This is a genomic window from Micromonospora sp. NPDC049204, assembly GCF_040647935.1.
Classification (GTDB): domain Bacteria; phylum Actinomycetota; class Actinomycetes; order Mycobacteriales; family Micromonosporaceae; genus Micromonospora.
Map to the genome: position 1 here is coordinate 75,720 of NZ_JBEZDC010000018.1, position 17,904 is coordinate 93,623.

A 17,904-nucleotide genomic window follows, 5' to 3' on the forward strand; every position below is an offset into this window, starting at 1 on the left:
GCGCCGGGCGGGTCGGTCGTAGAGTGGGTCCGGTGAGCCCGAAGAGCGATCTTGCGACCCTGATCGAGTCGGTCTGCGCCGAGCGTGAGTTGGCCTGGGAGTCGACCGGCCCCGACTCGTACGCGGTGACCCTGCCGGGCACGCACAAACTCAAGACGGTCTGCAACCTGATCATCGGGGAGCACGCACTGCGGGTCGAGGCGTTCGTGATGCGCCAACCGGACGAGCGCCGCGAGGAGCTGTGGGCCTGGCTGTTGCAGCGCAACGCCCGGATGTACGGCGTCTCCTTCTCCACCGACGCCGTCGGCGACGTGTACCTCACCGGGCGGGTCAACCCGGCCGGCGTGGACGCCGACGAGTTGGACCGGCTGCTCGGCTCCGTGCTCACGTACGCCGACGAGTCGTTCGACACGATGCTGGAGATCGGCTTCGGCAGTTCGATCCGCCGCGAGTACGAGTGGCGGGTCAGGCGCGGCGAGTCGACAGCCAACCTGGCCGCTTTCGCCCACCTCTTCGAGCCCTCCGGCTCCGGCCCCGACCACTCCTGACCCCTGCGCCCCGTGAGCGCCCTGCGTCCCCCCGCGCGCGCGCGGGGGGCGCGCGCGCCCGGCGCCCGCGCGCGCCTGGCGTCCGCGTGCGCCGTGCGTCCGCGCGCGCCCGGCGTCCTCTGTCGCAAGATCGTGCTCGAACCAGGATGTAGGGGTCTCGTCGACGTGGCGAGGCCACTCGATCCTGGATCGAGCACGATCATGGCGAGCTGACGGTGGTTCGGACTGCTCCTGACGGGTATGCCGCTCCGCGCGGTGCGGCGAGGGACCCCCGCGCGCCGAGGACGGAGTGTCAAGGAGCGGAGCGTCCCATGGCTCAGCGGAACAGCTCAGGTCGCGGCGCGACTGCGACCAGGACGAAGCGACAGGCCGGCAACCAGACGCCGGGTACCCCGGGAGTCTCCGAGTCGGAGATCTCCCGGATGCGGGTGGACGACATCCGCGGGCAACTGCGCAAACGCGGGGTCTCCGGGATCTCCGCGCTGCGTAAGCCCGACCTGGTGAAACAGCTGGTGCGCTCGATGCGGGCCGGCGCAGGTCGGAGCAGCACCGGCCCGACGGGCCGGGCCACCGGCACCCGGGCGTCGGCGGGTCGTGCCGCCGCCACGAAGAAGTCGGCGGCCAGACCGGCATCGAGCCGCGCGAAGGCCGCACCGGCGAACAAGAGCGCTCCCGCGAAGCGGGCCGCCGCAACGAAGGCGACCGCCACGCGGAAGTCGACGGCGGCGGCGAAGAGGGCGCCGGCGAAGAAGACCACCGCCGCGACGAAGGCCACCGCCGCGAAGCGGACCACAGCGGCGGCGTCGACGGCGGCACGCAAGGCCACGGCGGCACGCAAGACCACGGCGGCACGCAAGACCACCGCGGCACGCAAAACCACGGCCGCCCGCAAGACCGCAGCGGCCCGCAAGACAGCGACGGCGCGTACGGCGCGCGCGCGGAAGGCGCCGGCGAAGAAGGCACCGGCCCGGCCGGCGGCGAAGCGCACGGCACCGGCCAAGAGCACGACAGCGAAGCGCACGACACCGGCCAAGAGCACGGCGGCTAAGCGCACGACAGCGAAGCGTGCGACGCCGGCCAAGAGCACGTCGGCGAAGCGCACGCTGACGCCGTCGACCGGTGGCGGGACGACGGCCGGTGGGATTCGGACCGGACGGGGCACCGGGCGGTCGGTCCGCAGCTCGCAGGTGATCTCGTCGATGCTGGACCGGCCGGAGCGGCCGGGGCGCAGTTTGATCACCACGAATCACGAGGTGATCCAGCGGTGGGCCCGGGAGCGTGGGGCCAAGCCGGCGACCATCGCGGGCACCGAACGCGACGGTCGGGCGGGCGTTCTGACCTTCAACATCCCCGGTTACCGGGAAAGTAGCCGAATTCGCGAGATCACCTGGGATGAGTGGTTCCATACCTTTGATCTGCGGCGACTGAACCTGATTTATCAGGAACAGTTGCGCAGCGGTCGGCAGAGCAGCTTCTTCCGGACCGAGTCACCCGATCGGGAGGACGGTTGAGGCGTTTGCGGGAATGGCTGACGGGTACCCGGCTGTTGCCAGAGATTGAGGCCCGAGCAGCGGATACTCGTCAGTTGTGACCGGCGAGACAGACGTTCTGGGTTGAATCCAGAATCCGGGCGAACTAACTTTATTGCACCGCGCCACGCTTGGAAACGTTCGGGGGAGCGGCGGATCGATCAGATCCGCGCACCAGGCGAGGCGCGAGGGGACGGGTGGATTTACCGTTGGGGGACGGTGGCCCACCTGTTTGGACCGGCGGCTGAGCGGGCGATGCTTACGGGGGTGAGTGTTTGCCCGCCGCCGCCGGCCCCACCGGCGGGCGCCCATCACGACCTCAGGGTCGAGGTGGGCGCTTTGCCGTGTCGAGGGGTCATGCGGTGGGCACCCGGTCGGCGGACGACGATGTCTGCTCCCGCCGTAGCGCGGCGACGTGTCGTTCCCGGGGTGGTCCGGCGACCAGGTGCCCGACCGCCGCTGCCATGCCCAGCCCACCCACGAGCAGCCAGTGCCGGTCGCCGAGGTGTTGCAGGCTCACCCCGCCGAGGGTGGGAGCGACGAACGCCGCCGCCGGGAACGTCAGGTAGAAGACCGCCTGATATCGGGCACGGAGCCGCGGCGGTGCCAGGTCGGCATTGATCTGCGCGTTGGGCGGGGCGGCGAGCATCGAACCGATCGTCCAGACCGCCGCGGCACCCAGGTAGACGGCCAGTTCGTCGGCGACGACGAGCGCCCCGAAGCCGAGCGCGAGCAGCGCGGTGGACGCGGCCAGTACGACGTCCTTGCGGTGCCTGTCGATCAGCCTGGGCACGAACAGTTGCCCGATCACGATCAGCGCGCCGCCGAGCGCCACCACCAGCCCGTACGCCGATGGGCCCAGACCGTCCGCGCGCATGGCCAGCGGCATGATCGTGGACGTCTGCATGGTGAGGACGGCCAGCACGAAGGTGAGCCCGACGAAGATCAGGAAGGTGCGGTCGGTGAGCGCGGTGTGCAGCCCCTGCCGGCGAGGCCGGACCGACGCGCGACTGGCCGGCGCAGGGTCGGCGGGCGGGGCGGCCAGGCGCAGGGTCTCCGGCACCTTCCAGGCGATCACGGCGGCCGCCGTCAGGGTGGCACCGGCGTCGACGAGGAACAGCGCCGTGAAGCTCGCCTCGGCCAGCACCCCGGCGAGCAGCGAGGCGACCGCCATGCCCAGGTTGAACGCCCAGAACTGAAGGTTGAACGCGCGGGAGCGGCGCTCGGCGGGCACCACGTCGACGATCGCCGCGACGAACGCCGGACTGGGCATCGAGTGGACCACGCCGACGAGCGCGGAGAGCACCGCGATCAGGAGCAGGTGCTGGCTGAAGGCGAGTGCCACCATCAGGGCGGCCGTGCTCACGTGCGCGGCGAGCAGGGTCGCCCGGCGGCCCCACCGGTCGGCGAGGACGCCACCGAGCAGCACGCCGGCCGCACCACCGGCCCCGTACGCGCCGACCACGGTGCCGGCCAGCCCGATGCTCGCTCCGCGTACGTCGGTGAGGTAGAGCGAGAGGAACAGCATGGCGAACGCGCCGGCCCGGTTGATCAGCAGTCCGGCCCAGAGGTACCAGAAGGTGGCGGGAAGCCCGCCCGCGGTGTCGTGCCACCAGCGCCGCAGGGCGTGCACCCGACCTCCATACAGTTCGCTTTCTTAACTGTTCCGAGTGCAGGGTAGGAAATCGGGCCGCCCCGGCGCCAGTCGTCAGGCGGCTGCCTCGGCGGGTTGCGGCGTCCGGCTGGTGTCGACAGGTGCCAGTGCCTCGCCGGATCGGCGCAGCGCGGCGGCGCGCCGCTCCCGGGCCGGTCCCGACACCAGGTGGGCCACGGCGGTCAGGACGCCGAGCGCGGCGCAGCCGTACCAGAGCGCGTCGTTGCCGACGTGCTCGCGCACCAGGCCGCCGAGGATCGGCGCGCTGGCCCCGGCGATCTGCCAGGACAGGGAGAAGACGCCCTGGTAGCGGCCGCGTAGCTCGGCCGGGGAGAGTTCGGCGATGAGCGTGGAGTTGGACGGCGAGTTGAGCATCTCGCCGACCGTCCAGATCAGCACGGTCAGCCCGTAGAACCAGGGGGTGCCGGCGAACGCGGTCAGCCCGAACCCGACGCCCATCACCACGGACGCCAGCGCGAGCACGTGGGAGCGGCTCCGACCCCGGATCAACCGGGGCACGAAGAGCTGGCCGACCACGATGAGGATCCCGTTGAGCGCGATCACCGAGCCGTAGGTGGCCGGGCTCAGGCCGTCGTCGCCCATGGCGATCGGCAGCATCGAGATGTGCTGGAGGAAGACCAGCGCGGCGAACAGGTTGAGAGCCACGAAACCGAGGTAGACGCGGTCGGTGAGGATCGTGCGCAGAGCGCCGCGCGGGGCGGTCGTCGCGGCGGTGGCGGCGATACCGGACCGCCGGGTCTCCGGCACCCGGGTGAAGATGATCAGCGCGGTGATCAGCATGGTGCCGGCGTCGACCACGAAGAGCAGCAGGTAGTCGGCCTGTGCGGCGAGGCCGGCGAGGACGGCGGCGCAGGCGAAGCCGAGGTTGATCGCCCAGTAGTTGAGCGAGAAGGCGCGCAGCCGGTCCTTCGCCGGCACCACGTCGATCATCATGGCCCCGAACGCGGGCCGGGCCGCCTCGGCGAACATGCCGAGCAGCAGGGCGCCCAGCGCCACCGCCCAGAGGTCCCGGGCCAGGCCGAGGCCGAGCATCATCACGGCCGCGCCCACGTGGGCGGTGAGCAGTGTCGGCCGGCGACCCCACCGGTCCGCGAGGGTGCCGCCGGCGGTGGTGCCGAACGCGCCGCCGACGCCCCACAGGCCGATCACCAGGCCGGCCTGAGAGGCCGAGAAGCCGCGTTCCTGGGTGAGGTAGATGGCGAGGAAGACGAGGACGAACGAGCCGAGCCGGTTGATCAGGGTGCCAGACCACAGGTACCAGAAGGTGGTGGGCAGGCCTCCGGTGGTGTCCCGGAACCAGCTCCGCATCGTCCGCATATGGCGCCCCGCTTGCAAGTAATGACCGATGTGACTGTCGTGCCTTACAACCCTAGCGGCGGGCGCGGCCGCTGGTCATCCGCATATTCACGTGGTGGTCGTCACGACGGCTGCCCGCGTGTCCCCTCGGCGGTTGAGGCAGGATGATCCGCATGACTGCGAGCGAAGGGCCCACCGTCGGGACGCTGGTCCTGCTGCGACACGGTGAGAGCGACTGGAATGCCAAGAACCTCTTCACCGGCTGGGTGGACGTCGACCTGACCGAGAAGGGCGAGCGCGAGGCGAGGCGCGGCGGCGAGCTGATGCGCGAGCACAGCCTGCTGCCGGACGTCGTGCACACCAGCGTGATGCGCCGTGCGATCCGCACCGCCGAGCTGGCGCTCAACGCCGCCGACCGGCACTGGATCGCGGTGCGCCGGTCGTGGCGGCTCAACGAGCGCCACTACGGCGCCCTGCAGGGCAAGAACAAGAAGCAGACCCTCGACGAGTACGGCGAGGAGCAGTTCATGCTCTGGCGCCGGTCGTACGACACACCGCCGCCGCCGATCGACGACAACGACGAGTGGTCGCAGGTGGGTGACCCCCGCTACGCGCTGCTGCCGACCGAGCTGATGCCGCGTACCGAGTGCCTCAAGGACGTCGTCGAGCGGATGCTGCCCTACTGGTACGACTCGATCGTGCCGGACATCCTGGCCGGCCGGACGGTGCTGGTGGCCGCGCACGGCAACTCGCTGCGCGCCCTGGTCAAGCACCTCGACCAGATCTCCGACGAGGCGATCGCCAAGCTGAACATCCCGACCGGCATCCCGCTGCGCTACGACCTCGACCCGCAGTTGCGCCCACTCACCCTGGGCGGCACCTACCTCGACCCCACGGCAGCGAAGGAAGCCGCCGCCGCGGTCGCGAACCAGGGCCGCTGAGCCGACGACGAAGGCCCCCGGGATTCCGGGGGCCTTCGTCCTGGTCGGTTCAGCTCGCGGAGGGTCCGCTCTGCCCGGTGATCAGGTAGATCACGTGCTCGCCGGCGTTGACCGCGTGGTCGGCGAAGCGCTCGTAGAAGCGGCCCAGCAGGGTGGCGTCGATCGCGGTCTCCACCCCGTACGGCCAGTCGTCGCCGAGCAGCACCGCGAACAGGTTCTTGTGCAGCTCGTCCATGGCGTCGTCGTCGCGGTCCAGTTCGCCGGCCAGGTCGGCGTCGGGCTTCGCCAGCACCGAGCCGATCTTCACAGCCATCCGGTCGGCGATCTCGGACATCTCGGTGAAGACCGTCCGCAACTCGGCCGGGACGGCGGGGGAGGGGTGCCGGCGCAGCGCGGTCTTGGCCACGTGCTCGGCGAGGTCGCCCATCCGCTCCAGATCAGCGGCCACGTGCAGCGCGGTGATCATCGCCCGGAGGTCGGAGGCGACCGGTGCCTGTCGGGCCAGCAGGTCACAGACCCGCTCCTCGACGTGTCGGTAGAGGTCGTCGATCTCGCCGTCCCGCTCGATGACCGTCTCGGCGGCCTGCCGGTCGGCGGTGAGCAGGGCGCGGGTGGCCTGGCGCATGGCGGCGCGGACGCCCTCCGCCATGTCCACCAGCAGTTGGCTGACGATCTGGAGGTCGGCCCGAAACTCGTCGCGCATCATCACGTCCTGTGGTCGGTCGCCGCCGGCGGGTGCCGGCGCAGGGGGGTTGAGCAGGTGCGACGCCAACGGTATGGGGCGCGGGCGGACCTCGGATGAACCACGGTGAACGACGCCGGACGCGGGGGTGAACACTTCTGAAAGTGAGGGTGGTTCGTCCCGTTCTGTGTGGTAGCCAGGTTAACAATGACCCTACGATCGCCGGGTGGAGTGGACGGTGGCGGTCGTGGTGGCCGTGGCATTGGTGGCCGGATTGGTCGCCGGTCTCCTGCTGCCCCGGTTCCTGCCCTCGCGGGACGGACGCTCCACGTCGACGGGGAGTGTCAACTCCCGCTCAAGCAGGGGGAGGCCCGCGATAGCCGACGAGCAGCAGGCCGGGCTCGGCCGCCGGACGATCGACTCACTCCGGGCCGGTGTCGTGGTACTGGACAACGACGACGTCCCTGTGTTGATCAACCCGGCCGCCCGCGCGATGGGGCTCCTGCGTACCGGCAGCACCCCCGGCTCGATCGCCGCGCACCCGCTGATCCGTACCCTTGCCGGCCAGGTGCGACGCACCGGGGTGCGGCGCGAGATCGAACTTGACCTGCCCCGGGGTCGCGACAGCGCGGGGGAGAACCCGCTCGGCGTGCACCTGCGGGCGATGGGTCTCGGCAACGGCTTCATCGCGGTGGAAGCGGTCGACGTGACCGAGTCGCACCGGCTGACCCGCGTACGACGCGACTTCGTGGCCAATGTGAGTCACGAGCTGAAGACCCCGATCGGGGCGCTCCAACTGCTCGCCGAGGCGTTGCTCGACGCCACCGAGCCGGCCGACGCGGCGGCGCCCGACCTCTCCGAGGACCTGGTGGCCGCGCGCCGGTTCGCCGAGCGGATCCAGCACGAGTCGACCCGGCTGGGTCGGCTGGTGCAGGAGTTGCTGGAGTTGACCCGGTTGCAGGGCGCCGAACCGCAACCGCCACCCGAGCCGGTCGCGCTGGACTGGGTGATCGCCGAGGTGGTCGACCGGACCCGCACCACGGCTTCCGCCCGCAATGTCGAGGTGACAGTCGACGGTCAGCGGGGCCTCACCGTGTACGGCAGCGACTCCCAACTCGCCACGGCGGTGGCGAATCTGGTGGAGAACGCCATCAACTACTCGGGTGAGGACACGGCGGTGCGGGTCACCCTCCGCGGCGACGACGAACACGTCGAGATCGCGGTCGCTGACCAGGGCATCGGCATTGCCCCCACCGACGTGGACCGGATCTTCGAGCGGTTCTACCGGGCCGACCAGGCCCGTTCGCGGGCCACCGGCGGCACCGGACTCGGCCTGGCAATCGTGAAACACATCGCGAGCAACCATGGCGGACGGGTCGAGGTGTCGAGCACTCTTGGTGGTGGATCGACGTTCACCCTCCGGCTGCCCGCCAGCCCACCGGACGACCTGCTGGCGACACTGCCGCCGGTTGGGATCGAGTCCGGTCCGGCTGGGCTACGGCAGGTCTGACAGCAATGAAAGGAAATCCCCGTTGAGCCGCGTTCTGGTGGTCGAGGACGAGGAGTCGTTCTCCGACGCCTTGTCGTACATGCTCCGTAAGGAGGGCTTCGAGGTTTCGGTCGCTGCGACCGGCACCGACGCCCTCACCGAGTTCGACCGGACCGGCGCCGACATCGTGCTGCTCGACCTGATGTTGCCCGAGATGTCGGGGACCGAGGTCTGCCGGCAACTGCGGCAGCGGTCCGCCGTGCCGATCATCATGGTCACCGCTCGGGACAGCGAGATCGACAAGGTGGTCGGGCTGGAGATCGGCGCCGACGACTACGTCACCAAGCCGTACTCGCCGCGGGAACTGGTTGCCCGGATCCGGGCGGTCCTGCGCCGGCAGAGCCCGGAGGTGGCCGAGGCGGGGGCGCCGACGCTGGCCGCCGGCCCGGTGCGCATGGACATCGAACGGCACGTGGTGACCGTCGAGGGCGGAGCTGTGCAGCTGCCGCTGAAGGAATTCGAGTTGCTGGAGCTGCTGCTGCGTAACGCGGGCCGGGTGCTCACCCGCGGCCAGCTCATCGACCGGGTCTGGGGTGCCGACTACGTCGGTGACACCAAGACGTTGGACGTGCACGTCAAGCGGTTGCGTTCCAAGATCGAGCCGGAGCCGTCCGCGCCGCGTTTCATCGTCACCGTTCGGGGCCTGGGCTACAAGTTCGAGCCGTGATCGGCGTACCCGAAGGGGGTCTGCGTTCGACGCAGGCCCCCTTCGGGCTGTTCGCGCTCGGTCAGCGGACGACCTTGACGTTGAAGATGGCGGTGTCGAGCCGGCCGTAGAGCCGCAACCAGAGCGGCAGCAGCATCTCGGTGCCCCGCGCGGTGGAGAGGTCGCCGAGGTCGATCACGTCGGTGTGCCCGAAGCTGATGAGCAGCCCGGTGACGATCCGCTTGGCCTCCGCGTCGTCACCGGAGACGAAGACGCTGTGCTCGCCGTCGGCGAGCTGACGCGGATGCACCATCAGCTCGGCGGTCAGCGTGTTGAGCGACTTGACCACCAAGGCCTGTGGAAACTCGCGCTGGATGCGTTCGGCGAGGGAGTCGGTGTTGTGCACCGACAGGGTGGGCGGGAAGCCCGCGCCGAAGTCGAGCGGGTTGGCGATGTCGAGCAGGACCTTGCCGGCCAGGTTCGGTGCGCCGGCCGCGGTCAGGGCGGGCAGCGAGCCGTTGCCGTTGGTGGCGTTCACCACCAGCTCGGCGGCACTGGCGGCTTCGGCCAGGGTGGCCAGGCCGACCTCGGGGTGCTGCGCCACCCAGGCGGCCTGTGCGCCGGCCCGCAGGGCCGCGACGTCGCGGGTGCCGATGACGACCTGGTGGCCCAGCTCCGCCGTGCGAGCGGCGATCGCCTGCCCGACCGAGCCGGTTCCGAGAACTGCGATACGCATGTCGATCGATCCTCCGTCGGTGTGCCAAGTGGACTCATGCCGAGTACCAGCAGGCTAACAGACAGGTCTGTCTACTGCTGCCCCGCGAAAAGCGTCGTGCGCAGCAACGGCACGTGCAAACGCCGGGGTGGGGCGGGGCGCGAGGACGCGCCCAGGCGATGCCGGCCGTTGACGCGGTGGGATGTGCAGACGGAACTGTCTGTAGGATCTGTGCCGCCACCAGCAGATCGAGGGAGTGTCGATGCCCGCGCCCCGCACCCCGGCCGGCTCGGCCCGGGACCGGATCCTGGATACCGCGTTCCGGTTGTTCTACGCGCACGGGCCGCGCGGCGTCGGCGTGGACACGGTGATCGCCGAGTCCGGCGTGGCGAAAGCGACGCTCTACAAGCACTTCCCGCGCAAGGACGATCTCGTGCTGGCCTACCTCGATCGGGTTGACCAGGCGTGGTTCGGCGCGTTGCGGGCGGCGGCCCGGGACGCCGGCGAGCGGCCGCGCGACCAGTTGGTCGGGATGTTCGACGCGCTGGTCGGCGCCTGTCGCCGGGACGGTTACCACGGCTGCGCGTTCATCAACACCGCCGCCGAGTCACCTGCGGGCGGGCCGGTGCACGCCCGGACGGTCGAGCACAAGACGGTGGTCCGCGCCTGGGTGACCGAGCTGGCCCGGCAGGCCGGCGCTGCCGAACCGGAACTGCTCGCCCGGCAGCTCACCCTGTTGCTCGACGGCGGGCTCGCCAGCGGTGTGCTGGACGGCGACCCTACGATCGCCGAGGCGGCTCGGCGCAGCGCCCGCACCCTGGTCGACGACGCCCTGCGCTGACCCGCCGCCGAGCGCTCAGAACAGCTTGCGCAGCGCGGCGGCGATCTCGGCCACCTCGGTCAGCCGGCTCTCCGTCACGCTGATCACCAGGTCGTACGCGACGTCCTGGTCGACCTCGTCGAGCTGCGCGATCGTGATGGCCCGGTTCTGCAGCAGGAAGGCGATTGCCGCGATCCAGCCGATCCGCTTGTTGCCATCCACGAACGGGTGGTTGTTGACAAGTGAATGCAGCAGCGCGGCGGCCTTGCGGCAAATGGTAGCAAGATTGCTACCAAGATCAGCTAGATTTCGTCGGCGGGGTGCGGGGCGACCATGCCCTGCTTGACCCGCGCCGCGCACAGCTCGGCCAGCCGCTCGTAGGCGGCAGCGCCGATCAGTGCGCTCAGCTCCGGGGCGTACGACAGGTACATCGGCTCGGTGCCGACGTGCGCATCCGTCGAGGAGGTGCACCACCAGTCCAGGTCGTGCCCACCGGCGCCCCAACCGCGCCGATCGAACTCGGACAGGGTGGAGACCAGCACCTTGGAGTTGTCCGGCCGCTTGACCCAGTCCTGATCGCGGCGGATCGGTAGCTGCCAGCAGACGTCCGGCTTGTATTCCAACGGGTGCACCCCGTCGCGCAACGCCTGACCGTGCAGGGCGCAGCCCCCACCGCCGGCGAAGTCGGCGTCGTTGAGGAACACGCAGGGGCCGTCGGCGCCCTGGGTGGCGGTGCGGCGGGCCGGGTTCTTGCCGTCGATGGTGTCCTCGTCGGTCCAGTTCTTGAAACCGCGCCGGAAGTGCTGCCAGGTCGCCGGGGTGAGCCGCTTGACGGCGTTGCGGACCCGCTTCTCGTCGTCCGAGTCGGTGAAGAACGCCCCGTGCGAGCAGCAGCCGTCGGCGGCCCGCCCGGCGATGATGCCGTGGCAGCCCTTGCCGAAGATGCAGGTCCAGCGGGAGAGCAGCCAGGTCAGGTCGGCGCGGATCAGGTGCGTCTCGTCAGCCGGATCGGTGAACTCGATCCACTCCCGCGGGAAGTCCAGTGCCACCTCACGGCTGCGCGGGTCGCCTGGGTCGTCCACCAGCACACGGAGCTCCATCGTCACCCGGCCCAGCGTACGCGCGGTGTGGGGCGCAGGCCGGCGAGCCGCGCAAACGTGTTGCACCTAGGGTCTTCACCATGCGACTGGGTGTTCTCGACGTCGGATCCAACACGGTGCACCTCCTGGTGGTGGACGCGCACCACGGCGCGCACCCCTGGCCGGCGCACTCCGAGAAGGTGGTGCTCCGGCTGGCCGAGCAGATCGGCCCCGACGGCGCGCTGACCGAGGCGGGTGCCGACGGCCTGGTCAAGGCCGTGGGCATGGCCAAGGCGGCGGCCACCGGCCTGGCGGCCGACGACCTGATCGCCTTCGCCACGTCCGCGGTGCGCGACGCCACCAACGCGGCCGAGGTGCTGACCCGGGTCCGGGACCAGACCGGCGTACGACTCGCGGTGCTCTCCGGCGCGGACGAGGCACGGTCGACGTTCCTGGCCGTCCGGCGGTGGTTCGGCTGGTCGGCGGGTCGGCTGCTGGTGCTGGACATCGGCGGCGGCTCGCTGGAGATCGCCGCCGGCATCGACGAGGACCCAAACGTCGCGGTCTCGCTGCCGCTCGGGGCCGGCCGGCTGACCCGGGAGCGGTTGGGGGTCGACCCGGCCAGCGCGGTCCCACCGTCGGCGGAGGCCGTCGAAAAGCTCCGGGAGTACGTGGACGGCCGGCTGGACAAGGTGGTCGACCAGATCACCCAGGTCGGTTGGGACCGCGTGGTGGCCACCTCGAAGACGTTCCGAACCCTGGCCCGACTGGCCGGGGCCGCGCCCTCCGGCGCCGGGCTCTGGGCGCGGCGCAGCCTGACCCGGGCGGGCCTGCGGCAGGTCATCGGGTTCATCCGGCACATCCCGCCGGCCCAGTTGATGGAGCTGGAGGGGGTCAGCGCGGGTCGTGCGCACCAGCTGCTGGCGGGTGCCGTGGTCGCCGAGGCGGTGATGCGCCGCCTGGATCTGGACTCGCTCGACATCTGCCCGTGGGCGCTGCGCGAGGGCGTCATCCTCCGTCGACTCGATCAACTCGAACCGAGCTGACCCGGGGGTCGGTTTCGGCCGATTTGCCGGCGCTCGTCGCAATGACGACAGCGCTGCCGGGCTACGCTGGCTGATGTGACTTCCCGCGTTCCCGTGCTCCTGTCCAGCTCCTCGGTCTTCCCCGAGCCGACCGCCGCGGCGTTCCAACTGGCCGCGGCACTCGGCTACGACGGGGTGGAGGTGATGGTCTGGACCGACGTGGTCAGCCAGGACGCGGGCGCGCTGCGCGGCCTCTCCACGCACTACGGCATGCCGGTGCTCTCGGTGCACGCGCCCTGCCTGCTGGTCACCCAGCGGGTGTGGAGCCCGGACCCGTGGGAGCGGCTGCGCAAGGCCGCCGAGCTGGCCGAGACGCTGGGGGCGCCGACGGTGGTGGTGCACCCGCCGTTCACCTGGCAGCGTGACTACGCGCGCAACTTCACCGAGGGGTTGGCCACCGTCGCGGACCGGTTCAACGGGCTGCGGTTCGCGGTGGAGAACATGTACCCGGTCCGGATGGCGGGCCGGCAGTTCGTCCCGTACGTGCCGGGCTGGGATCCCACCGACACCGGCTACCCGTCGTACACCCTGGATCTGTCGCACTGCGCGGCGTCGCACAGCGACCCCCTGGAGATGGCCGACCGGATGGGCGCCGGACTGGCGCACGTGCACCTGGGCGACGGCACCGGCGAGGGCCGCGACGAGCACCTGGTGCCCGGGCGCGGCACCCAGCCCTGCGGTGAGCTGCTCTCCTCGCTGGCCGGTCGGGGTTTCACCGGGGCGGTGGCGGTGGAGGTCGCCACCCGGGGCGCGAAGAGCCGCGCGGTACGCGAGGCGGACCTGCGTGCCGCGCTGGAGTTCGCCCGTCAGCACCTGACCGCGTCGTCCCCGGTCGACGCCTGACCACGTCCGCCCGCGACGGGCGGCGCCGGGGTCAGCTGACCGGTGAGAGCGAGTCCGCGGCGCTCGTCGGCTGCGGGGCGACCCTCAACTGCTCACCGACCGCCGCCCGCTTGCGGGCCCGGTGCGCCGCCACGTGCGAACGGGTGGCGCAGCGCTCCGAGCAGAACCGCCGGCAGCAGTTGGACGACGTGTCCAGGTAGACGTTGCCGCACCGCTCGTCGGCGCAGACCCCGAACCGGGCACTGCCGTACTCGCAGAGCCAGACCGACAGCCCCCAGACCGCGCCGGCCAGGTATTCGGCACTGACGGAGGCGCCCCGGCTGGTCACGTGCATGTGCCAGTCACTGGAGTCGTGCCCCGAGATGCGCGGCTGCACCGGGAACGCCTCGAGCAGCGCGTTCAGCTCGGTAACCGCCTGGCCGTCCCGCCCCGAGGTGCCGTACTCGAAGACGTCGCGCAACCGTTTCTGTGCCCGCCGGAAGATCGCGACGTCCCGGTCCGCGACCTCGTCGCGCATCCAGGCATTGTCGTCGGGGAAGAGTGCCCGCAGGTCGTCGAGGTCGTCCAGGCGGGCGTTGACCAGGTCAACGCCGGTCCGGGCGTACGCGTCGAAGTTCACGCCCCCAACGGTAGACGACTCATGCGGTACGCGGCGCGTCGATGTAGTGCGGCAGGAACCGCGCGTAGCCATCGGTGATCAGACTGGCGCTCTCCCGCACACCCACGCCGGCCGACTCACCGTCGACGATCCAGCTGCCCAGCACCATCCGGTTGCCGTCGAACTGCGGCAACGCCCGGAACTCCTGGTAGCACCAGCCCTCGTCGCCGTAGATCCCCGGGTTGGTGATCTCCTGCTCGGCCGTGACGATGCGGACCGAGCCGCCCTCCCGGCCGAGCAGCGGCTTGGCGACGTACTCCGTCATGCCGCGTGGCGAGTCGAGATACGCCGGGAGCAGGTAGTCGTGGTCGGGGTACAGCTCCCACAGGACGGCGAGCAGCGCCTTGTTCGACAGCAGCAGCTTCCACGCCGGCTCGATCCAGGTGGTCGGGGTGCCCGGGGCCAGCGCCGCCGGCCCGTACGGCTCCGCCAGCATCCACTCCCACGGGTAGAGCTTGAAGCAGGTGGTCACCGGGCGGTCGTCGGCGTCGACGAAGCGCCGGCCGTCCCAGCCGATCTTCTGGATGGGCTGCAACTCGACGTCCAGTCCGGCCTGACGGGCGGTCTCGGCGAGGTAGCCGGCGGTCATGTGATCCTCGCCGGACTCCTCCTCGTTCGACCACAGCACGTGCACCCGGCGCTCGTGCAGCCCGGCCCCGATCTTGGCCCAGGCGCCGACCAGCCGCTCGTGCAGGCTGTTCCACTGGTCCAGCTCCGGTCGGGTCTGCTCCAGCCAGTACCACTGGATGATGCTGGCCTCGACGAGCGCGGTGGGGGTGTCCGCGTTGTACTCCAGCATCTTCGGCGGCCAGGTGCCGTCGTACGCCAGGTCGAAGCGCCCGTAGAGGGTGGGTGGGGCCTCCCGCAGTGACCGGGCCACGGCTTCGGTCGCCCACTCCGGGATGCCGAACTCGGCGTACCGGCGGGTGGCCACCACGTGCTCGGCGGCGGCCACCGACATCCGGTGCAGCTCCTCGGTGGCCTCCTCCAGCCGAAGCACCTCGTCGAGGTCGAAGGCGTACGCGCCGGTTTCGTCCCAGTACGACATCATGTCGCCATCGGGCAGCTCGGTGTCGACGTAGACCAGTCCCTGCGCCCGGATCGTGGTGTCCCAGTCGGGGCGGGGCGTGACCCTCTCGCGGCGCACCTCAGCCGCCGCAGGAGGCGAGGTGGGTGCCGAACCCGCCCCGGTCGGGCACGGCGGCTGTGGTCGGCTCCGGGGCGGCGCGGCCGGTGGCCGGGTCGGGGACCCGCATCGCCAACGCGACAGTGTCGCCGCCGCCGACCGGCCCGAGGGCGCAGTCGTCGTCATCGTCGTCGTCAGAGGTCATGTTGCAGCCGGAGAGGGCGAGCGCGAGAGCGGTGAGCGCGCCGAGCTGCACGGAGGCCGACCGTAGCCGGCGGCGGGGGCGTTGGTCCACGGCATCGTTGTAGCCGATGGGCGCCACCGCCGCCGCCCCGCCCCCCGCGCGAGGCGGCTCTCCCCGCCCCCCGGCGGGGCTCCTGGCAGGGGCGATACGCTCGGTTCATGCTCCGTTCCGTCATCCTCGCCGCCTCCCGGTCATCCCAGGTCGAGCGGCTCGTCGCGACCGCCCCGTACACCCGGGACGTCGTTCGCCGGTTCGTCGCCGGCGCCACCACCGACGACGCGTTGCGCGCGACCCGCGGGCTCGTCGACGACGGTCTCGCGGTCACCCTCGACCACCTCGGTGAGGACACCGTCACCCCCGAGCAGGCCATCGCCACCCGCGACGAATACCTGAAGTTGCTGAAGATGCTCGGTGGCGCCGGGCTCACCCCGCCCGCCGAGGTGAGCGTGAAGCTCTCCGCCCTCGGCCAGATGTTCGACGAGCAGTTGGCGTACGACAACGCGCGGGCGATCTGCGCGGCGGCGGACGCCGCGGGCACCACTGTCACCCTGGACATGGAGGACCACACCACCACCGACTCGACGTTGGAGGTGCTGAGCCGGCTGCGCAAGGACTTCCCGTCGACGGGTGCCGTGCTCCAGGCGTACCTGCGCCGGACCGAGTCGGACTGCCGGGAGCTGTCCTCGGCCGGTTCGCGGGTGCGGTTGTGCAAGGGCGCGTACAAGGAGCCGGAGTCGGTGGCGTACCAGTCGGCCCGTGAGGTGGACAAGTCGTACGTGCGCTGCATGAACATCCTGATGTCCGGCGACGGGTACCCGATGCTGGCCACCCACGACCCGCGGATGATCGCCATCGGCGAGGACCGGGCCCGGTGGTTCGACCGGGGACCGGAGCGCTTCGAGTTCCAGATGCTCTACGGCATCCGCCCCGAGGAGCAGGCCCGACTGGCCGGCGAGGGCTACACCGTGCGCACGTACGTCCCGTACGGCGACGAGTGGTACGGCTACCTGATGCGCCGGCTCGCCGAGCGCCCCGCCAACCTGGTCTTCTTCGGCCGCGCCCTGATCTCCAAGAAGTAGTTCCTCCGCCCCGGCCGACGGGCCGGACCGATCGGCCGGGGCGGCCTCGCCGCGTTCAGGGTTTGGTCGTACCCTTCGGCGGGTGACTGACGGGGTGCAGCAGCCAGCACCACGGCGGCTCTGGCCGCTGTGGACGGTGCTCGTGGTGGTCGTCCTGCTGCTGGGCTGCGGCCTGCCGGCCCTGCTCGTCGCGGGCGTGATCCGGGAGAGTGGCGCCCGGTCCACGATCAGCCGGGCCGGTGTCTCGACGGCCGACGATCCCGCCACGGCAGCGGCCCGAGAGCTGACCGACCGGATGACCGCCCAGCTCGACCGGCAGTCCACGGCGCTGCTCGGCGGCGACCGCGCCGGGTTCCTCGCGATCGCCGAACCCGCCGTGCACGCCGACCTGCGCCGACGTTTCGCGGCACTACGCGAGCTGAAGGTGACCGTTTGGCGGGCCGAACCGAGCGGCCTGCCCGCGCCGATCGTCGGCAAGCCGGGGGAGTGGCGGCTCCTGGTGCGCTTCCAGTACTGCTTCGTCGCCCCGAACTGCCGGCCCAGCCCGGTGCTGATCGGCACCCGTTGGCGGGAGTCCGGCGACCAGCCCCGGTTGGTCGCCATGGAGGAATCCAAGTCGGTGGAGACCGGCACCCGACCGTGGGAGATCAGCGACCTGGCCGTGGCGATCGGCGCGCGGACCATCGTCGCCACCACCCCGGCGCTGCGCGGCAAGCTGCCCGGCCTGCTCGCCCAGGCCGAGGCGGCCGCAAAGGTCGCCGACGGGTACGCGGTCGCCGGCTCGCCGCCGGACCGCTACCGGATCTTCTACGCCGGCCCCGCCGAGTGGAAGCGTTGGTACGGCGGCGACCGGCCAGGGTGGACCGGCGGTTACGCGGTCACCGTGGGCGGCGGCCACCACGAGGTGGTGCTCAACGCCGACGGGCTCTCCAGCAGCGGCACCGACGATTTGCTCCGGCACGAGTTGACCCACGCGGCCTCGCTTCCGGAACGCGGCTACCCGGGCAAGACCACCTGGTGGCTGGTGGAGGGGCTGGCCGAGTTCGCGGGCGCCGGCGGGCAGGCGGTCGACAGGTACGAAGGGCTCGCCGAGGTGCGCAAACTGGTCCGGGCCGGCTGGGACGGCAAGTTGGCGGGCGTCAACCCGGCCGACGACGCCTCCGCCGAGCAGGTCGCCGGCAGCTACGGCGTCGGCTACCTGGCCGTCCGGCACCTCGTCGACAGGTACGGGCCGCAGCGGTTGCTCACCTTCTTCAAGGCTGTGGTGCACGAGCGCAAGACCCTCGAGGTGGCTGCCGAGGAGGCGTTCGGCGAGCAGTGGTCGACGCTGCACGACGAGTGCGTCGCGTACGTCCGCGCCGCCACCGCCTGACGTGCTCGCAGGTGGCG

General features: G+C 71.2%; 18 protein-coding genes and 2 pseudogenes. 11 read left to right on the plus strand and 9 right to left on the minus strand.

Annotation, left to right across the window (positions count from 1 at the left end; translation table 11 throughout):
• The first annotated feature begins 32 nt into the window (after window positions 1-32).
• The 3 genes and pseudogenes from AB0A90_RS28265 to AB0A90_RS28275 all read left to right on the plus strand — a co-directional run.
• Window positions 33-548 (plus strand): YbjN domain-containing protein, encoded by a 516-nt coding sequence (locus tag AB0A90_RS28265; protein WP_357253828.1) that lies wholly within the window; start codon window positions 33-35, stop codon window positions 546-548.
• 311 nt (window positions 549-859) lie between these two features.
• Window positions 860-1,162 (plus strand): annotated as a pseudogene (locus AB0A90_RS28270) (hypothetical protein); the annotation flags it as partial.
• Window positions 1,163-1,534: 372 nt separating this feature from the next.
• Window positions 1,535-2,059 (plus strand): annotated as a pseudogene (locus tag AB0A90_RS28275) (hypothetical protein); the annotation flags it as partial.
• A 373-nt stretch (window positions 2,060-2,432) separates the two neighbouring features.
• Here the strand turns inward: AB0A90_RS28275 and AB0A90_RS28280 are convergent.
• Together AB0A90_RS28280 and AB0A90_RS28285 are read right to left on the minus strand one after the other, a co-directional pair.
• Window positions 2,433-3,710 (minus strand): MFS transporter, encoded by a 1,278-nt coding sequence (locus tag AB0A90_RS28280; protein ID WP_357253830.1) that lies wholly within the window; start codon window positions 3,708-3,710, stop codon window positions 2,433-2,435.
• Between the two features lie 75 nt (window positions 3,711-3,785).
• Window positions 3,786-5,069, minus strand: a complete 1,284-nt coding sequence (locus tag AB0A90_RS28285) for an MFS transporter (protein ID WP_357253832.1) — start codon at window positions 5,067-5,069, stop codon at window positions 3,786-3,788.
• A gap of 152 nt (window positions 5,070-5,221) precedes the next feature.
• On the opposite strand from AB0A90_RS28285, the gene AB0A90_RS28290 reads away from it, so the two are divergent.
• Window positions 5,222-5,989, plus strand: coding sequence for a phosphoglyceromutase (locus tag AB0A90_RS28290; protein ID WP_357253834.1), 768 nt, complete (start codon window positions 5,222-5,224; stop codon window positions 5,987-5,989).
• Window positions 5,990-6,038: 49 nt separating this feature from the next.
• Here AB0A90_RS28290 and phoU read toward each other — a convergent pair whose 3' ends face one another.
• Window positions 6,039-6,692, minus strand: a complete 654-nt coding sequence (phoU, locus tag AB0A90_RS28295; RefSeq protein WP_357253836.1) for a phosphate signaling complex protein PhoU — start codon at window positions 6,690-6,692, stop codon at window positions 6,039-6,041.
• Window positions 6,693-6,897: 205 nt separating this feature from the next.
• Here phoU and AB0A90_RS28300 point away from each other — a divergent pair, with 205 nt between their 5' ends.
• Together AB0A90_RS28300 and AB0A90_RS28305 are read left to right on the plus strand one after the other, a co-directional pair.
• Window positions 6,898-8,181, plus strand: a complete 1,284-nt coding sequence (locus AB0A90_RS28300) for an ATP-binding protein (RefSeq protein WP_357253838.1) — start codon at window positions 6,898-6,900, stop codon at window positions 8,179-8,181.
• A gap of 22 nt (window positions 8,182-8,203) precedes the next feature.
• Window positions 8,204-8,887 (plus strand): response regulator transcription factor, encoded by a 684-nt coding sequence (locus AB0A90_RS28305; protein WP_039906992.1) that lies wholly within the window; start codon window positions 8,204-8,206, stop codon window positions 8,885-8,887.
• Between the two features lie 61 nt (window positions 8,888-8,948).
• On the opposite strand, the gene AB0A90_RS28310 is transcribed toward AB0A90_RS28305, so the two are convergent.
• A complete protein-coding gene (locus AB0A90_RS28310) occupies window positions 8,949-9,602 on the minus strand; it encodes an NAD(P)-binding domain-containing protein (protein ID WP_357253840.1) in 654 nt (217 codons plus the stop codon).
• A gap of 241 nt (window positions 9,603-9,843) precedes the next feature.
• On the opposite strand from AB0A90_RS28310, the gene AB0A90_RS28315 reads away from it, so the two are divergent.
• Complete coding sequence (locus tag AB0A90_RS28315) at window positions 9,844-10,422, plus strand: TetR/AcrR family transcriptional regulator (RefSeq protein ID WP_357253843.1); 579 nt, start codon at window positions 9,844-9,846, stop codon at window positions 10,420-10,422.
• A gap of 15 nt (window positions 10,423-10,437) precedes the next feature.
• On the opposite strand, the gene AB0A90_RS28320 is transcribed toward AB0A90_RS28315, so the two are convergent.
• Window positions 10,438-10,761, minus strand: a complete 324-nt coding sequence (locus AB0A90_RS28320; protein WP_357253844.1) for a type II toxin-antitoxin system death-on-curing family toxin — start codon at window positions 10,759-10,761, stop codon at window positions 10,438-10,440.
• The gene (locus AB0A90_RS28325; RefSeq protein ID WP_357253977.1) at window positions 10,704-11,501 is read right to left on the minus strand and encodes a hypothetical protein; all 798 of its coding nucleotides are present in this window, start codon (window positions 11,499-11,501) and stop codon (window positions 10,704-10,706) included. The genes AB0A90_RS28320 and AB0A90_RS28325 overlap by 58 nt, the downstream gene beginning before the upstream one ends.
• Before the next feature lie 80 nt (window positions 11,502-11,581).
• Between AB0A90_RS28325 and AB0A90_RS28330 the strand changes: the two genes are divergently transcribed.
• Together AB0A90_RS28330 and AB0A90_RS28335 are read left to right on the plus strand one after the other, a co-directional pair.
• Window positions 11,582-12,526 (plus strand): Ppx/GppA phosphatase family protein, encoded by a 945-nt coding sequence (locus AB0A90_RS28330; protein ID WP_357253846.1) that lies wholly within the window; start codon window positions 11,582-11,584, stop codon window positions 12,524-12,526.
• Window positions 12,527-12,601: 75 nt separating this feature from the next.
• Window positions 12,602-13,408 carry a sugar phosphate isomerase/epimerase gene (locus AB0A90_RS28335; RefSeq protein ID WP_357253847.1) on the plus strand — a complete coding sequence of 269 codons (807 nt, stop codon included), beginning with the start codon at window positions 12,602-12,604 and terminating at the stop codon, window positions 13,406-13,408.
• A gap of 31 nt (window positions 13,409-13,439) precedes the next feature.
• Here AB0A90_RS28335 and AB0A90_RS28340 read toward each other — a convergent pair whose 3' ends face one another.
• Genes AB0A90_RS28340 through AB0A90_RS28350 form a run of 3 tightly spaced genes read right to left on the minus strand, consistent with a single transcriptional unit; the run spans window position 13,440 to window position 15,487 of the window.
• Complete coding sequence (locus tag AB0A90_RS28340; protein WP_357253850.1) at window positions 13,440-14,027, minus strand: CGNR zinc finger domain-containing protein; 588 nt, start codon at window positions 14,025-14,027, stop codon at window positions 13,440-13,442.
• A gap of 19 nt (window positions 14,028-14,046) precedes the next feature.
• Window positions 14,047-15,213, minus strand: coding sequence for a glutathionylspermidine synthase family protein (locus AB0A90_RS28345; protein WP_357253851.1), 1,167 nt, complete (start codon window positions 15,211-15,213; stop codon window positions 14,047-14,049).
• A gap of 1 nt (window position 15,214) precedes the next feature.
• Window positions 15,215-15,487 (minus strand): hypothetical protein, encoded by a 273-nt coding sequence (locus AB0A90_RS28350; RefSeq protein WP_357253853.1) that lies wholly within the window; start codon window positions 15,485-15,487, stop codon window positions 15,215-15,217.
• Window positions 15,488-15,594: 107 nt separating this feature from the next.
• On the opposite strand from AB0A90_RS28350, the gene AB0A90_RS28355 reads away from it, so the two are divergent.
• Window positions 15,595-16,515: a proline dehydrogenase family protein gene (locus tag AB0A90_RS28355; protein ID WP_357253855.1), complete on the plus strand. Its 921-nt coding sequence runs from the start codon at window positions 15,595-15,597 to the stop codon at window positions 16,513-16,515.
• 82 nt (window positions 16,516-16,597) lie between these two features.
• Window positions 16,598-17,887 (plus strand): hypothetical protein, encoded by a 1,290-nt coding sequence (locus tag AB0A90_RS28360; protein ID WP_357253856.1) that lies wholly within the window; start codon window positions 16,598-16,600, stop codon window positions 17,885-17,887.
• Window positions 17,888-17,904: the final 17 nt, after the last annotated feature.

Bases quoted from the DNA above. Each gene is read 5' to 3' on its own strand.
- AB0A90_RS28325 (WP_357253977.1), bottom strand. From the start codon at position 11,501: ATGGAGCTCCGTGTGCTGGTGGACGACCCAGGCGACCCGCGCAGCCGT.
- AB0A90_RS28290 (WP_357253834.1), top strand. From the start codon at position 5,222: ATGACTGCGAGCGAAGGGCCCACCGTCGGGACGCTGGTCCTGCTGCGA.
- AB0A90_RS28315 (WP_357253843.1), top strand. From the start codon at position 9,844: ATGCCCGCGCCCCGCACCCCGGCCGGCTCGGCCCGGGACCGGATCCTG.
- AB0A90_RS28285 (WP_357253832.1), bottom strand. From the start codon at position 5,069: ATGCGGACGATGCGGAGCTGGTTCCGGGACACCACCGGAGGCCTGCCC.
- phoU (WP_357253836.1), bottom strand. From the start codon at position 6,692: ATGCGCGACGAGTTTCGGGCCGACCTCCAGATCGTCAGCCAACTGCTG.
- AB0A90_RS28355 (WP_357253855.1), top strand. From the start codon at position 15,595: ATGCTCCGTTCCGTCATCCTCGCCGCCTCCCGGTCATCCCAGGTCGAG.
- AB0A90_RS28310 (WP_357253840.1), bottom strand. From the start codon at position 9,602: ATGCGTATCGCAGTTCTCGGAACCGGCTCGGTCGGGCAGGCGATCGCC.
- AB0A90_RS28330 (WP_357253846.1), top strand. From the start codon at position 11,582: ATGCGACTGGGTGTTCTCGACGTCGGATCCAACACGGTGCACCTCCTG.